Raw genomic sequence first — 15,968 nt, forward strand, 5'->3', positions numbered from 1 at the left:
GAGTATTGCTCTTTTTTATGCACTCTATTTAGGTACATTAGCCAAAAACTAAAGAAACATGCTTTTAAGTATTCAAAATATAGTGTCTGAATTTTCTTCATGGATTTGGGGAATGCCTTTATTAATACTATTAATAGGTGGCGGATTATACCTATTCATATACTCTGGTTTGGTACCTTTTAGATATATGGGACATGCTATTGCTGTTTTAAGAGGTAAATATGATAAACATGATTCTCCTGGAGACTTATCTCACTACGAAGCTTTATCATCTGCTATTGCTGCAACTGTAGGAATGGGAAATATAAGCGGTGTCGCAATTGCGATAGCCATGGGAGGACCTGGAGCTATTTTTTGGATGTGGGTAAGTGCTTTTGTAGGTATGGCAACTAAGTTTTTTACCTGTAGTTTAGCCATAATGTACCGAGGTAAAGATGAAGAAGGAAATGTAAAAGGAGGGCCAATGTATGTAATTACAGAAGGTTTAGGAAAAAAATGGAAACCTTTAGCTATCTTTTTTTCTACTGCTGGTTTAATAGGAACATTACCTGCTTTTCAAGCAAATCAATTAACGCAAACAATAATTGATGTTTTTAGCGTAAATGAATCAAATGAATTTACTGCGAAATTCTTAATAGGAATCGTTATTGCATTTATTGTCTCAATGGTAATTTTTGGAGGAATTCAAAGAATAGGAAAAGTTGCCGGTAAATTAGTTCCGATAATGGTAGTTGTCTATTTACTAACCGTTTTAATTATTCTTCTTATAAAAATAGAAGAAGTTCCATCAATAATCTCATTAATATTTACAGATGCTTTTACAGGAAAATCTGTTTTAGGTGGTGCTTTAGGAGCATTAATAATTACTGGGGTAAAACGTGCTGCTTTTTCTAACGAAGCAGGTTTAGGAACCGCACCAATGATGCACGGAACTGCAAAAACAAACGAACCAATTCGTGAAGGTTTAGTCGCTATGTTAGGTCCTGCTATAGATACTTTATTAGTATGTACATTAACTGCATTAGCGATATTGGTTTCAGGCGTATGGAAAGGTTTTGATGGTAATGGTATTACTATGACCTTAGCTGCTTTCGATTCGGTATTACCATATCATATAGGAAGTGTTATTTTAACTATTTGCGTATTAATTTTCGCATTCTCAACCCTATTTACTTATTCTTTTTATGGGTATAGTTGTCTTAGTTATTTAACCAACACTAAGCTTGCTAAATATTACAATCATTTCTATGTTATAGTAATTATAGTTGCTGCAATAATTAAACTAGATTTTGTTATTAATTTAATGGATAGCGCTTATGCTTTAATGGCAATTCCTACTGTTTTATCAACCTTAATTTTAGCTCCGAAAGTTAAAAAAGCAGCAACCGTTTATTTTCATAAATTAAAAACAAATAGCTTTTAATCATTCTTCGTTCTTTTCTTTTTATTTACGTAATTTTGCACCTTAAAATTTCAAGAAATGTACAGAACGCATACTTGTGGCGAATTAAGAGCTTCGCACATTAATACTGAAGTAACCCTTTCTGGATGGGTACAAAAATCACGTGATAAAGGATTTATGATTTGGGTTGATTTACGTGATCGTTATGGAATTACACAGTTAATTTTTGACGAAGAACGTACTTCGAAAGATTTAATGGAAAAAGCCAAAACATTAGGTCGTGAGTTTGTTGTGCAAGTTAAAGGAACTGTTATTGAACGTCAGTCTAAAAACGCAAATATTCCTACAGGTGAAGTTGAAATATTAGTTTCTGAATTAGAAATTTTAAACGAAGCTAAATTACCGCCGTTTACAATTGAAGATAATACCGATGGTGGAGAAGATATTCGTATGCAATATCGTTATTTAGATATCCGTCGTAATCCTGTGAAAGATAGTTTAATCTTCCGTCATAAAGTATCGATGGAAGTTCGTAAATATTTATCTGACAAAGGATTTATTGATGTTGAAACACCTTATTTAATTAAATCTACACCAGAAGGAGCACGTGATTTCTTAGTGCCTTCACGTATGAATGCTGGTCAATTTTACGCATTACCACAATCGCCACAAACTTTTAAGCAGTTGTTAATGGTTGGTGGAATGGATAAGTATTTCCAAATTGTTAAGTGTTTTAGAGATGAGGATTTACGTGCCGATCGTCAACCAGAATTTACACAGATAGACTGTGAAATGGCTTTTGTAGAGCAAGAAGATATTTTAGAGATTTTTGAAGGAATGACACGTCATTTACTAAAAGAAATCAACGGAGTTGAAGTAGATAAATTCCCAAGAATGTTGTTTGACGATGCAATGCGTTTGTACGGAAATGACAAGCCAGATATCCGTTTTGGAATGGAGTTCGGTGAATTAAACGATGTTGCTCAAAACAAAGAATTCAAAGTATTTAACGATGCTGAATTAGTAGTTGGTATTGCTGTACCAGGTGGAGCATCTTACACAAGAAAAGAAATTGATAAATTAATTGATTGGGTACGTCGTCCGCAAGTAGGAGCTTTAGGTATGGTGTATGTAAAATGTAACGAAGATGGTACTTTTAAATCATCTGTAGATAAATTTTACGATCAAGAAGATTTAGCAAAATGGGCTGAAAAAACTGGAGCAAAAGCTGGAGATTTAATCTGTATTTTATCTGGAAACACCACTAAAGTTAGAGCACAATTATCTGCTTTACGAATGGAAATGGCAGAACGTTTAGGTTTAAGAGACCCTAAAGTATTTGCTCCGTTATGGGTAATCGATTTTCCTTTATTAGAGTTAGATGAAGAAACTGGTCATTACCACGCAATGCACCACCCGTTTACTTCTCCTAAACCAGGACAATTAGAATTATTAGATACTAACCCTGGAGATGTAAAAGCAAATGCTTACGATTTAGTTTTAAATGGTAACGAAATTGGTGGAGGTTCTATTCGTATTCACGATAAAGAAACTCAGGCAATCATGTTTAAGCATTTAGGATTTACTGAAGAAGAAGCTAAAGAACAATTTGGTTTCTTAATGGATGCTTTTGAATATGGTGCACCGCCTCATGGAGGTTTAGCATTTGGTTTAGATAGATTAGTTTCTATTTTAGGTGGTCAAGAAACAATCCGTGATTTTATTGCGTTCCCTAAAAACAATTCTGGTCGTGACGTTATGATTGATGCGCCAGCAAGTTTAAATGACACTCAACTAGAAGAGTTGAGTATTAAATTAGATGTAAAAGAATAGTATTCTTTCTTAAATATATATAAATCCCGCTCTAAATTTAGAACGGGATTTTTTTGTTACTTTTAATTTATGAAAAAACTAACCGCATTACTCGTTTTATTATTCGCTTTTCAAGGGTTTTCTCAAGAATTAACAGGTGAGCAATTATTAGAAAAAGCCATTCAATATCACGACCCAAATGGGAATTGGGAAACTTTTAATGGTACTTTAAAAGTAACTATGGAAACTCCTAAAAATCCAAATCGTGATAGTGAAATTAAAATAAATTTACCTGAAGAGTATTTTTATGTAAAAGCATCAAGAGGAGAAAACACTACAGAGTACACAGTTGATAAAGGAAATTGCACTATTAGTTTTAATGGAAAAACTGCAACCGAAGCAGAAAAAAAAGAGCATAAATTAAATTGTGAAAGAGCTAATCTGTATAAAAACTACTATACATATTTATATGGCTTACCAATGAAATTAAAAGACAACGGAACTATTATTTACAGTAAAGTTGAACGTAAAAGATTTAAAGGAAAAGACTATTTGGTTTTAAAAGCTACTTATAAAAAGGAAGTCGGAAAAGACACTTGGTATTTCTACTTTAACCCTAAAACTTATGCTATGGAAGTTTATCAGTTTTTTAAGGATAAACCAAATAGCGGAGAATATATTCTGTTATCTGATGAAGAAACTATAAACGGAATTAAAATGCCTAAAAATAGAGCTTGGTATTACAATAAAAATGATGGCTATTTAGGAACGGATATTTTAAGTTCTAAATAATAACTCTATACTCAAAAAATAAAACCCTTTCTAAATTTAGAAAGGGTTTTATTTTATAAATATACTTGAGCTGTTAAAACTATCATTGTAAATATTGTTAGAATAATTACTAACGGAATTACAAACTTTAACCACTTATCATATCCAATTTTTACAATTGCTAAAGAAGCTAAAATTAACCCTGTTGGGTTGATAAATGCAAATAATCCCATTCCATACTGATATGCGTTTACAATAACCTCCCTACCAATACCAACAGTATCTGCTAAAGGAGACATAATTGGCATCGTTAATACTGCCATACCTGAAGAACTAGGAATAAAAAATGATAATCCTGAATAGATAAACAACATAACGTTGGCGAAAATTCCTTTAGGCATTCCTTCTGTTATTGTACTTGCATTATACAATAACGTATCACTCATTAATCCACTTTCCATAATTACTGAAACTCCTCTTGCAATCCCAATAATAAATGCAACTCCTAATAAATCATTAGCTCCTTTTATAAAAGTATTTACAAAATTTTCTTCTTTTATTCTAGCTAAAATTCCAATAACAATAGCTCCTACTAAAAATACCGCTGTCATTTCTTCAAACCACCATCCTAAACGAGAAACTCCGTAAATCATTACCACAAAACACATTGCAAAAACAATAAGTATTAATCGTAATCTTGTGTTTAATTTATGGGTTGAAGAAGTAGAACTGCCAAATAAATTCTCAATCATTTCTTTTTGATCATAGATAATAGATTTCGTTGCGTCTTTTTGAACTCTATTTGCATATCTCATTATATAGACTAAACAAATAACAACGCCTCCAATTAACATTAATAATCTACCTGTAAAACCAGTTGTCCAATTAATTCCTGCTGCATCTGAAGCAATAATTACACTAAACGGATTTACGGTTGAGCACATAGTTCCAATACTCGACCCAATATAAATACAAGCCAACGCAACTATGGCATCGTATTTTGCTGCTAAAAAAACAGGGATTAAAATGGGGTAAAAAGCAATGGTTTCTTCAGCTAAACCAAAGGTTGTTCCGCCAACTGCAATTAAAATAGTAACTACTATAATTAACCAATATTCACGCCCTTTTAACGAAGTAGCTAAACTTGCAATTCCAGCATCAAAAGCTCCTGAAAGATTCATTACAGCTATAACACCTCCAATAATTAATACTAACAAAATAATATCTGATGAAGCTATAATACCTTTAATTGGTGCTTTTATAAAATCGATGAATCCTTGAGGTTTTGAATCTAATTTTTGATAGGTACCTGGAATACTAATCGGTTTATATATTCCTCCAGAAACAAACTTTTCTAACGGAATATTAATGTTTAGTTTTTCTAAAGTTTCTTGAGTTGCAGGTAGATTTTCAGTTATTTCTAAATGTTTCTTTACAAACTGCTTAGAACTTGCATCATACTTTAAAGTATCGTACTTGCCTGCAGGAACAAACCATGTTAAAACTGTTACCGCTAATGTTATTAAAAGTAAAAGAGTATGCGGTGTAGGTAATTTTAGTTTTTTAAGCATCTCGTAAATATTTTATCTGGTTAAAAATACTGAAAACATTTTACAGACGATTAATTTACAGTTTTGAAGTTTATATTTGTAATAATGTCAAAAGCAAAAAACATATTTAAAAAAATACTGATTTGGAGGTACAAACACATTTCTGAACGTCAGTTTATTTATGTTTTAAGTATACTCGTTGGCTTTTTAGCAGGTATTGGTACCTTAATCTTAAAAAATCTTACTTCTTTTTTTCAAACAATCCTAGAGGGGAAATTTATTAAAGACATTCATCACTCTTTGTATTTCATATTCCCTATTATTGGTTTGATTTTAGTGTATTACATTAAAAAAAGATTTATAAAAAAAGAAATCGGACATGGTATTTCTACAACTTTGCATGCAATTTCTAAGCGTAGCGGAATTATAGAAAAGTATAAAATCTATGCCTCGTTAATTACCGCACCAATAACTGTTGGATTTGGAGGGTCGGTAGGTTTACAAGGACCAGCAGTAAGTACTGGAGCAGCTTTAGGCTCTACTGTTTCTCAGCTCTTTCACATGAATTCAAAAACAAGAATGTTATTAATAGGGTGTGCAACAGCAGGAGCAATGTCGTCAATGTTTAAAGCACCAGTTGCCGCAATTATTTTTGCAGTTGAAATTTTTAGTTTAGATCTTGCTTTTGCATCATTAGTTCCTTTATTACTAGCATCAGTTTCTGCCGTAGTAACTTCCTACTTTTTCTTTGAAAATGATGCTTTATTAGGCTTCGAATTAAAAGACATATTTCAAATAAAAGATATCTTTTATTACGTTTTATTAGGTTTCGGAACAGGTTTGGCTTCAGTTTATTTTTCAAAAATTTACTTTGGTATCACCTCTTTTTTCAAGCCTTTTAAAAAACCTATTCATCGATTAATTATTGGGGGTATCGCTATTGGACTGATGTTATATTTTCTTCCACCTCTTTATGGTGAAGGATATGGGTTGATTAATAATTTATTAGAAGGCAATACACAAGAAGCTTTGAAAGACCTTCCTTATCAAATAGATTTTAAAAATGTTTGGATTGTTATTTCATTCCTTTTATTAATCACGCTTTTTAAAGCAATTGCCATGACTACAACTTTTGCCGCTGGAGGTATTGGGGGTATTTTCATTCCAACGCTAGTTATGGGAAGTGCTATAGGAAATGTATTAGCAAAAATTATTAATCAATTAGGAGGGAATATCTCAGAAAGTAATTTTACCCTAATTGGTATGACTGGACTGATGGCTGGTGTATTACATGCTCCTTTAACAGCTATTTTCTTGATTGCAGAAATAACAGGCGGTTATGATTTATTTGTCCCTCTAATGTTGGTTGCAGCCATTTCTTATGCAGTTACAAAATACTTTATATCTAATTCCATTTACACAGTAGAATTAGCTAAAAGAGGAGAATTAATTACACATAATAAAGATAAAAATGTGTTAATGATGATGAAGATTGATAAGTTGATTGAAACCAATTTTAAATCCACTCATCCTGATACATTATTAGGCACCATGCTAAAAACCTCCGTTGCTAATTCTAACAGAAATATTTTTCCTGTGATTAATGAGGATTCTCAATTTTTAGGAATTGTGTTATTAGACGATATCCGACCAATTATGTTTGATAGTGAAATGTATGACAAAGTAACTGTAGAAACATTTATGAGAAGTGCTCCGGCTGTTATTTTCCACAATGATTCAGTAGAAAAAGTAATGGAAAAGTTTAAGCAAAGTGACGCATGGAATTTACCTGTTGTTAAAAACCAAAAATACATAGGGTTTATATCTAAATCAAAGCTACTAACTGCTTATAGAAAAAAGCTAATTGAAGTTACTTCTTAGCTAAAAAATCAACCATTTTATCTGGAAAATCAGTAAAACCTCCATCTATATTTGCTTCAAAAAATAATACTTGCATCATTTCATCAAAAGATGAAAACTCATCTAATTGGTCTGCTCTAAAAGTGTATGGATGTACTTTTAATTCAAGCGCATGAGCATCTTCAACTAAAGAGGTGAACTCCCATTTACCTTTCTCTTTTTTATCTAATATTTGCTTATACCAAGGTCCAATACCGTCTGCATAGCTAGCAAAATGATTTAACTGTTTGGTCTCTTCTTCAAATTCAATTAACTGAACTAAAAACAACTCAGATTTTAATTCTTTTCTAACCCTTTCTAATTCTTTAGCATCAAAACATTGAAAAATGCATTTGTCTGTTTTCGTTTTATATCCATATTTAAAAAGAATATCTAAGGTAATTTTAGCAATATCTTTTCCGTTTGTATGATGAAATTCAGGGTTTTTAATTTCTGGGTAAATACCAATATTTTTTCTGGTACTGTAATTTAGTCCTTGAATTAATTCTATTTCTTGTTGAAGTGAATGTAATTTAAAGTTCCCTTTTCCTTTCGGAAAACGTTTTGGGTAAAACTGTTTTCCGGTTTTAGGATTAAAACGTTCGGTAACCTGCAATTTTTGTAATTCAGCAAAGGTAAAGTCGATTACATAAAAACGATCATCTTCTCTTTTTCTATCTTCATAAACCTCAGAAACATTGGTAACATCATCTAAATAAATATCGTGTATTACTATAGGAACATCATCTTTACTTAACACTAAATCTTGCTCTATATAATCAGGACTCATAGCATAGGCCATTGCTTTAGCTTCCATCGTATGTTCTGGTAAATAACCCGAAGCTCCTCTGTGTGCTATGATAGTTTTTTTGTTCATAGGTTTTGATTGTATTGATGTATTACAAGTATAAAATGAGAAAATAATTATAACAAGTATTAAGTATTTCATTAAAAGATAATGGTCTTAGTGTCTGTATAAAGTTACATATTCCTTTTAAAATATAGACAATTCAGTTACTGTAGTAAAAGCTTCCAGAAATTTCATCCCTCTATATGAGTTTCCTTTCTCGTTTAATTTAGGGCTCCAAACAGTAATACAATATCTATCTGGATGAACTGCAACAATTCCACCACCAACACCACTTTTACCTGGTAAACCAACTTTAAAAGAAAACTCGCCAGATTCGTCGTAAAAACCGCAAGTTTGCATAATCGCATTTACTCTCTTGGTTTTACTTGTATTTAATAGCTTTTCTCCTTTAGACGTCTTAAAATTACTATTCGCTAAAAACATAAATGTTTTTGACAATTCTTTGCAATTCATTTCAATAGAACACATATTAAAATAAAAATCTAACACATCTTTAGGGTCGTTTTTAATATTACCAAAAGACTTTATATAGTTACATAATGCTTTATTTCTATACCCTATAGATGCTTCAGATCTGGCAACCGTTTCTGAATACTGGATTTGGTCACAATTACAGATTTCCTTTACATAAGCAAGAAAATCTGCTTTTGGATTTTTTAAGTGAGTTACTAGCATATCGCAAATCACCATAGCACCTGCATTTATAAAAGGGTTTCTGGGTATTCCATGATCAGATTCTAATTGTACTAATGAGTTAAATGCAGTTCCAGAAGGTTCTACCCCAACACGCTCCCAGATGGTATCGCCAAATATTTTATAAGCCAAGCTTAGCGATATTACTTTTGAAATACTTTGAATTGAAAATTTTTTTTGCCAATCTCCAATCCCATGTTCCTCAGTATCAACAGAAAGAAAATGTACTCCAAAATTTTCTGAATTTACTTTTGCTAATTCTGGAATATAAGTGGCAACTTTTCCTTCATTCTCTTCAGCAATTATAGTCTGATAAATATTCTTTAAAACAGCTTTGTAATTAATAGTATTATTCACTATCCCTAATTTTTAAACTAATAACAAAATTTGTGTGACCAAAGTAATGTAATTTATCTAACAATGAGAAGTATCAGTTCTAGAATAAGCTTTATAAATATGTAATTATAAATAAAAAAAGTCAAGAGAAAATTCTCTTGACTTTTAATCTTTCTATAAAATCTTCTTGAAAGATTTCATTCTTTAATTTAACATAGAATCTCTTGCGCCTCCGGGAGCAAAAATAGCTCTCATTCTATTACGTTGACCATCTGTAAACATATACATACAAGCATCGTCTACATAATCCATATAATTCATAGTCATATCCGCAGATTTACAGTTAACCGTTGGATAAGAAGGGCAACCATAATTTGGTCCATCTGAAGCAGGAGTATCTGCTACAAAATCATCTTGACGACATCTACCATCTCCCCAGATATGACGAAGATTTAAATAATGCCCAATCTCATGTGTTAAAGTTCTTCCAGCATTATAAGGTGATGCATTACCTCCTGGTAAAGTTCCTGTTAATAGCACTACACCATCAGTAGATGAATTACCTCCTGGGAATTGCGCATAACCTAAAATTCCTCCACCTATTTCACATACCCAAATATTTAAATGTGTATCTGGTGTAATTGGTGGATATGCAGATTTCACAGCATTATTCGTTCCCCAAGAAGATCTTGAATCGTTATATCTAAAAGTTCCTGCTAAAGAAAAACTGATTTCAGCATCTGTAGCATCGTTTATAAAATCAGTTGCTCCTGATGGTAATTGATTTGTATTAGGGTTACTAAAATCGCTATTAATTACATTCATTTGCGAATTGATTTGCCCACTAGATACATCGTTTGCATTTGGTAATACTATATGAAAATAAACAGGAATATCAATGACTCCAAATCCATCATCAATTGGTAGTACATCCACATCTCCGTCTCCTCCTCCATTATTACCACCATTTCCACCACCTACTCCATCAGGTTTTTTAGCATTTAAAAATTTACGTGTTGCATATTCAACATCGTACATTTTTTTATACAGTCCTGGATTTTCTTTTAACTGTTCATTCAATACTCTCATTGAATAACATGGTTCATTAGCTCCTCTAGATTCTGGTGCTTCTGTTTCTAAATAAAAATTGCTCATATCAACCGCTTCTTGAGGAGTTAATACTTCTTCTTTTGAGTTTTCTTGACAACCCAATAATAAGCCTACAGATAATGCAAGCCCTACGAAAAGTTTTTTCATTTTTTAAAGTTTAAAATTAGTTAGTTGTTTTGTGAAAATCTATTTTTCACGAATTACTAAATTAAAGAATCATAAACTTCAATAAAACAGGAAAAACACTGATTTATAAGTAGTTAAATCAACGAATAAAAAAAAGCGTCACTTTCGTGACGCTTTTTAATATTATGTTTATCTAAACCTTAGTTTAACATAGAAGATCTAGCTCCACCGTTAGCGAAAAGGGCTCTCATTCTGTTACGTTGACCATCAGTAAACATGTACATACAAGCATCATAAGTATAATCCATGTAGTTCATAGTCATATCTGGTGTTTTACAATCAACATTAGGGTAAGTAGGACATCCTCCGTTAGAAGCTCCAGAAACAGGAGTATCAGCTACGAAATCGTCTTGACGACATCTACCGTCTCCCCAAATGTGACGTAAGTTTAAGTAGTGACCAACTTCGTGAGTTGCAGTTCTACCTAATCCATAGTTTCCTCCAGTATTTCCAAAGAAGTCTCCTCCTAATACAATACCATCAGTAGCTGGGCTACCTCCTGGGAATTGAGCGTATCCTAAAATACCACCACCTATTTCACAAACCCAAATGTTCATGTGAGTTGATGGAGTAATTGGAGGGTAAGCTGCTTTAATTGCATCGTTAGTTCCCCAAGAAGATCTTGAATCATTATGTCTGAAAACACCTGCTACAGAAAAACTAAATCCTGCATCAGTTGCATCATTAGCAAAAGTAGTACCTGAAGGTAATTGGTCAGTATTAATATCTCTAAAGTCAGAGTTTAATGTTGCCATTTGAGAATTTACCTGAGCATCAGAAATAGTATTAGCGTTTGGATAAACGATATGGATATATACTGGAATATTGATGATTCCTAATCCATCTTCGATTGGAGCTACATCTACATCTCCTCCGGTAGAACCTCCACCGTTTCCACCACCACCTGGCTTACCTTTAGCCGCGATGTTCTTTCTAGTAGCGTACTCAACATCATACATTTTCTTGTATAATCCTGGATTTTCGTTTAATTGACGGTTTAAAACCTTCATCGATTGACATTGTTCGCTACCTCCTCTAGATTCTGCTGATTCAGTATGAGCATAGAAATCGCTCATATCGATTGCTTGTTGAGTTGGTAAAACCTCTTCTTTAGAGTTCTCTTGACATCCAACTAAAACTCCAGCAGCTACTGCTAATGTTAAAAAAATTCTTTTCATGTTGTGAAAAATTGAAAAATTAGTTAATTAATATATTACCCCTTTAGGCAATAAACTTTGCAAAAAACCTGTGATTAACATTATCATAAATGAAGTAGTTAAAAATTTGTCATTTTAATAACAAATAGAAGGGTTTTTTAACGATGTGCAATATATATATTTTTTTTAATCCTAAAAAAAAAGTTAAAAAAAGGTTAACTTCCAGTAAAATCAACTTGCCAACCCTTATTTTAAGAAAAATACATTTCGCAAAAAAACAATCAAAACATTGAAAAAACGTCAATTTTAAACAAACAACATCAGAAAACACATAAATTAAACAACTAAAAACATGTAATTATGCAATTAAACAAACCCATCTTGTATTTTGTTTAAAAAAATTATCTTTATCTCAAATTAAAAATTATTTATGGAAAACTCATTTAACACAAAAGTACTTGCTGCACAAGCATCAGAAACCGATAGAATTGCTTTTTACAAAAAAACATATGCTCACGTTGCAGGTGGTGTACTTCTTTTTATTTTATTCGAATACTTATTATTACAAAACGCAACCATTGTAGAATTTACTTTATCAATGACCCAAGGTTACAAATGGTTATTACTTTTAGGCGGATTTATGTTGATTACAAATTATGCTGAGAGCACCGCTTTAAAAACAACAGATAAGAATCTACAATATTTAGCTTATTCAGGATATATTTTTGCGCAAGCATTTATTTTTATTCCTTTAATATATATAGCAATTACTTACACCAATAATTTTGAAATTATTGAACAAGCAGGAATTGTTACTTTAGGATTATTTGTTGGTATATCTTCTATCGTATTTATTACTAAAAAAGACTTTTCTTTTATTAAAGCTGGATTAGCTGTGGGATTCTTTATCGCAATTGCTTTAATTATTGCAGGTACCTTATTTGGTTTTAACTTAGGTTTATGGTTTTCGGTTGGTATGTGTGTATTAGCAGCTGGATCTATTTTATATCAAACATCTAATCTTGTAAATAAATTTACTACCGATGATTATATTCCTGCCGCATTAGGATTATTCGCATCGTTAATGTTATTATTTTGGTATGTATTACAGATTTTTATGTCGAGAGATTAAGAATAAAATACTTATATATAAAAAAGCCTCTTATTTTTAATAAGAGGCTTTTGTTTATAACTAATCATTCTGCGATTAACTCAACATCATTTTTGCTTTCTTAACAGCATTAACTAAAACATCTACCTCCTCTTTAGTATTATAAAAAGTAAACGATGCTCTAACTGTACCAGGAATGCAGTAAAAATTCATAATAGGTTGCGCACAATGATGACCTGTACGAACAGCTACTCCTAATTTATCTAAAATAGAACCTACATCATAAGGGTGAATTCCTTCTAGATTAAAAGAAATTACGGATGTTTTATTCGTAGTTCCATAAATTTTTAATCCTTCAATTTTTTCTAATTCTTGGGTTCCGTAAGCCAATAACTCATTTTCTTGTTTTGTAATAGCATCAAAACCAATTGAGTTCATATAATCTACAGCAACACCAAAAGCAATACCTCCGCAAATATTCGGAGTTCCAGCTTCAAATTTATGTGGTAAACCTGCATAAGTGGTTTTTTCAAAAGTTACTGTTTCAATCATCTCACCTCCTCCTTGGTATGGCGGTAACATATTTAACAACTCTTCTTTACCATATAATAAACCTACTCCTGTTGGTCCGCACATTTTATGAGCAGATGCTACATAAAAATCAACATCTAAATCTTGTACATCTGGTTTTATATGTGGTACTGCTTGTGCTCCATCAATTAAAACATAAGCTCCAAATTTATGAGCTGCATGAACAATTTCTTCAATTGGATTAATAGTTCCTAAAGCATTCGATACATGATTACAGAAAACTAACTTCGTTTTACTGTTTAACAATTCATGGTAAATATCCATTCGTAACGAACCATCTTCATCCATAGGAATTACCTTTAAAACAGCTCCTGTTTTTTCACAAAGCATTTGCCAAGGAACAATATTAGAATGATGCTCTAAAGAAGATACGATAATTTCATCTCCTTCTTTTAATAAAGATACAAAACCAGAAGCCACAATATTAATACTATGGGTAGTTCCTGACGTTAAAATAATTTCATACGAATGCTTCGCATTAAAATGTTTTTGGATTTTTATACGCGCCTCCTCATATTTATCAGTTGCTTCTTGACTTAGAGTATGAACACCTCTATGAATATTGGCATTGTAATTACTGTAATAGTCTACAATAGCATCTATAACTACTTGTGGGGTCTGAGAAGTTGCACCGTTATCTAAATACACTAATTTTTTACCGTGAATTTCACGATTTAAAATAGGAAAATCAGCTCGAATTTTATCTATACTAAACATCTAAAATCAAATTTTGAGCAAAGGTAGGGGTTGCGTTTCAAATACAAACATCAATCAATTAAATTCTTACATTTGTAAAAAAAGTCCCTCTATGAAAAATTTAAAAAGAATATTACTTTTAATAGCAGTAATTCTCATTGTTGCTGTAATTTACAATTACCCAAAATTAAATATCCTTGCTGGGTATTCAGCTAAAAACACTGCTTCCTCTGTTTTTCTTGCAAATAGAACTTTAGAATTTACTGACAATAACGATAATGATTTTTCTCCTATCAATTTAACTACAGATAAGATTGATACTGAGGAGAAATCTGCAATTGGCTCTGCATTTGGCTTACTAAAAAGAAAAGCTGTTTACAGAAAAGGGTTAGGTGCTGTTTTAATTACTAATGATTATGACACTTCTAAAAAACCTTTAGTTCCCTTTAGATCTAAACCAGATAACATTACTCCTTTCCCATATGGAAACGCAGAGCAAATTGATACTGTTTTTTCTAATGTTGATTATAAAAAACTAAACGAAACTATTGATACAATTTTTAACGACAGAAATAAAACTCGATCTGTAGTCGTATTATATAAAGATAAAATTATTGCTGAAAAATATGATGATGGTTTTACTAAGGAATCTTTACAAATAGGTTGGTCTATGACCAAAAGTATTACGAGCACTATGTTCGGAATTTTACGTTGTCAAGGTAAAATAGATGTGCAAACTGATAATCTATTTGAAGAATGGGAAAATGATGAACGTAAAAACATTACGCTGCATAACTTATTGCAGATGAATTCTGGTTTAGAATGGACAGAAGATTACAATTCTATTTCTGATGTTACCAAAATGCTTTTTCTACAAAAAGACATGACCAAAACTCAAATTGACAAACCTTTAATAGGTAAACCAAACGAAACTTGGAATTATTCTTCTGGAACCACCAATTTACTTTCAGGAATTTTACGATCTAAGTTTAACACGCATCAAGAATATTTAGATTTTTGGTATAATGCTTTAATCGATAAAATTGGAATGAACTCAATGGTTATTGAAACGGATATGAGTGGGAATTATGTTGGTTCATCGTATGCTTGGGCAACAGCAAGAGATTGGGCTAAATTAGGATTATTATACTTGCATAATGGCGAGTGGAACGGAGAAAATATATTTGACAAAGACTGGGTAGATTATGCGACAACTCCTACTCCAACTTCTGATGGATGGTATGGTGCACAAATATGGTTAAATGCTGGTAGTAGATATCCTGATGTTCCGAAAAACATGTACTCTTTTAATGGATATAAAGGTCAGAATGTATTTATTTTACCTAGCGAAGATCTAGTGGTAGTTCGAACAGGACTTACCAAAAATGCTGACATGAACACCCTTTTAAAAGGAATTATAAATTCAATAAAAAACAACTAATGAATCCTTATTACTATATACTATCTATAAATGGTTTACTTTTTCTGTTTAGTATAATTTTCTATTTCTTTCCACCAAAGAAAATAAATGCCATTTATGGATATCGTACTAATAGAACAATGAAAAACGAAACTATCTGGAAGTTTGCAAACACTTATTTTACAAAGCAGTTTTTAATCTATTCTGCTATTTCGTTTTTTGCAGCACTTCTATTTGTTAGTATTTCAAAAAATGTTAGCTGGCAACCAATGGCAATTATGTTATTGTCTTTAGGAGTATCAGTAGTTAAAACAGAACAAGAAATTAATAAGAATTTTGATGAAGAAGGGAATAAAAAATAGG

13 protein-coding genes are annotated in these 15,968 nt (G+C 31.8%); 7 read left to right on the forward strand and 6 right to left on the reverse strand.

The window, feature by feature from the left end; genetic code table 11:
• Positions 1-58 precede the first annotated feature (58 nt).
• The 3 genes from H3Z83_RS06515 to H3Z83_RS06525 all read left to right on the forward strand — a co-directional run bounded on the left by H3Z83_RS06515 (position 59) and on the right by H3Z83_RS06525 (position 4,006).
• A complete protein-coding gene (locus tag H3Z83_RS06515; RefSeq protein WP_182124675.1) occupies positions 59-1,423 on the forward strand; it encodes an alanine/glycine:cation symporter family protein in 1,365 nt (454 codons plus the stop codon).
• A 57-nt stretch (positions 1,424-1,480) separates the two neighbouring features.
• Entirely contained in the window at positions 1,481-3,235 is a 1,755-nt protein-coding gene (gene aspS, locus H3Z83_RS06520) for an aspartate--tRNA ligase (RefSeq protein ID WP_182124676.1), read from the forward strand.
• Positions 3,236-3,304: 69 nt separating this feature from the next.
• Positions 3,305-4,006: a DUF6503 family protein gene (locus H3Z83_RS06525; RefSeq protein ID WP_182124677.1), complete on the forward strand. Its 702-nt coding sequence runs from the start codon at positions 3,305-3,307 to the stop codon at positions 4,004-4,006.
• 53 nt (positions 4,007-4,059) lie between these two features.
• Here the strand turns inward: H3Z83_RS06525 and H3Z83_RS06530 are convergent, their stop codons facing one another.
• Positions 4,060-5,556 carry a YfcC family protein gene (locus H3Z83_RS06530; protein ID WP_182124678.1) on the reverse strand — a complete coding sequence of 499 codons (1,497 nt, stop codon included), beginning with the start codon at positions 5,554-5,556 and terminating at the stop codon, positions 4,060-4,062.
• 84 nt (positions 5,557-5,640) lie between these two features.
• On the opposite strand from H3Z83_RS06530, the gene H3Z83_RS06535 reads away from it, so the two are divergent.
• Positions 5,641-7,416 (forward strand): chloride channel protein, encoded by a 1,776-nt coding sequence (locus tag H3Z83_RS06535; protein WP_182124679.1) that lies wholly within the window; start codon positions 5,641-5,643, stop codon positions 7,414-7,416.
• Here the strand turns inward: H3Z83_RS06535 and glpQ are convergent.
• The 4 genes from glpQ to H3Z83_RS06555 form a co-directional block, all read right to left on the reverse strand.
• The gene (gene glpQ / locus H3Z83_RS06540) at positions 7,406-8,383 is read right to left on the reverse strand and encodes a glycerophosphodiester phosphodiesterase (protein WP_182124680.1); all 978 of its coding nucleotides are present in this window, start codon (positions 8,381-8,383) and stop codon (positions 7,406-7,408) included. The genes H3Z83_RS06535 and glpQ overlap by 11 nt on opposite strands.
• Positions 8,384-8,428: 45 nt before the next feature.
• Positions 8,429-9,343 carry a glutaminase gene (locus tag H3Z83_RS06545; RefSeq protein WP_182124773.1) on the reverse strand — a complete coding sequence of 305 codons (915 nt, stop codon included), beginning with the start codon at positions 9,341-9,343 and terminating at the stop codon, positions 8,429-8,431.
• 195 nt (positions 9,344-9,538) lie between these two features.
• Positions 9,539-10,591: a zinc metalloprotease gene (locus H3Z83_RS06550; protein ID WP_182124681.1), complete on the reverse strand. Its 1,053-nt coding sequence runs from the start codon at positions 10,589-10,591 to the stop codon at positions 9,539-9,541.
• 179 nt (positions 10,592-10,770) lie between these two features.
• Positions 10,771-11,808 (reverse strand): zinc metalloprotease, encoded by a 1,038-nt coding sequence (locus tag H3Z83_RS06555; protein ID WP_182124682.1) that lies wholly within the window; start codon positions 11,806-11,808, stop codon positions 10,771-10,773.
• A 409-nt stretch (positions 11,809-12,217) separates the two neighbouring features.
• On the opposite strand from H3Z83_RS06555, the gene H3Z83_RS06560 reads away from it, so the two are divergent.
• On the forward strand, positions 12,218-12,919 hold the full coding sequence (locus H3Z83_RS06560; protein WP_182124683.1) for a Bax inhibitor-1/YccA family protein: 702 nt from the start codon (positions 12,218-12,220) through the stop codon (positions 12,917-12,919).
• 75 nt (positions 12,920-12,994) lie between these two features.
• Here H3Z83_RS06560 and H3Z83_RS06565 read toward each other — a convergent pair whose 3' ends face one another.
• Positions 12,995-14,206 carry an aminotransferase class V-fold PLP-dependent enzyme gene (locus tag H3Z83_RS06565; RefSeq protein ID WP_182124684.1) on the reverse strand — a complete coding sequence of 404 codons (1,212 nt, stop codon included), beginning with the start codon at positions 14,204-14,206 and terminating at the stop codon, positions 12,995-12,997.
• A 91-nt stretch (positions 14,207-14,297) separates the two neighbouring features.
• Here H3Z83_RS06565 and H3Z83_RS06570 point away from each other — a divergent pair, with 91 nt between their 5' ends.
• On the forward strand, positions 14,298-15,626 hold the full coding sequence (locus H3Z83_RS06570) for a serine hydrolase domain-containing protein (protein ID WP_182124685.1): 1,329 nt from the start codon (positions 14,298-14,300) through the stop codon (positions 15,624-15,626).
• The gene (locus tag H3Z83_RS06575) at positions 15,626-15,967 is read left to right on the forward strand and encodes an SdpI family protein (RefSeq protein ID WP_182124686.1); all 342 of its coding nucleotides are present in this window, start codon (positions 15,626-15,628) and stop codon (positions 15,965-15,967) included. Before H3Z83_RS06570 ends, H3Z83_RS06575 begins: the two co-directional genes overlap by 1 nt.
• The last annotated feature ends 1 nt before the right edge of the window (position 15,968 follow it).

It is taken from the genome of Tenacibaculum pelagium, from assembly GCF_014062345.1.
Classification (GTDB): Bacteria; Bacteroidota; Bacteroidia; order Flavobacteriales; family Flavobacteriaceae; genus Polaribacter; species Polaribacter pelagius.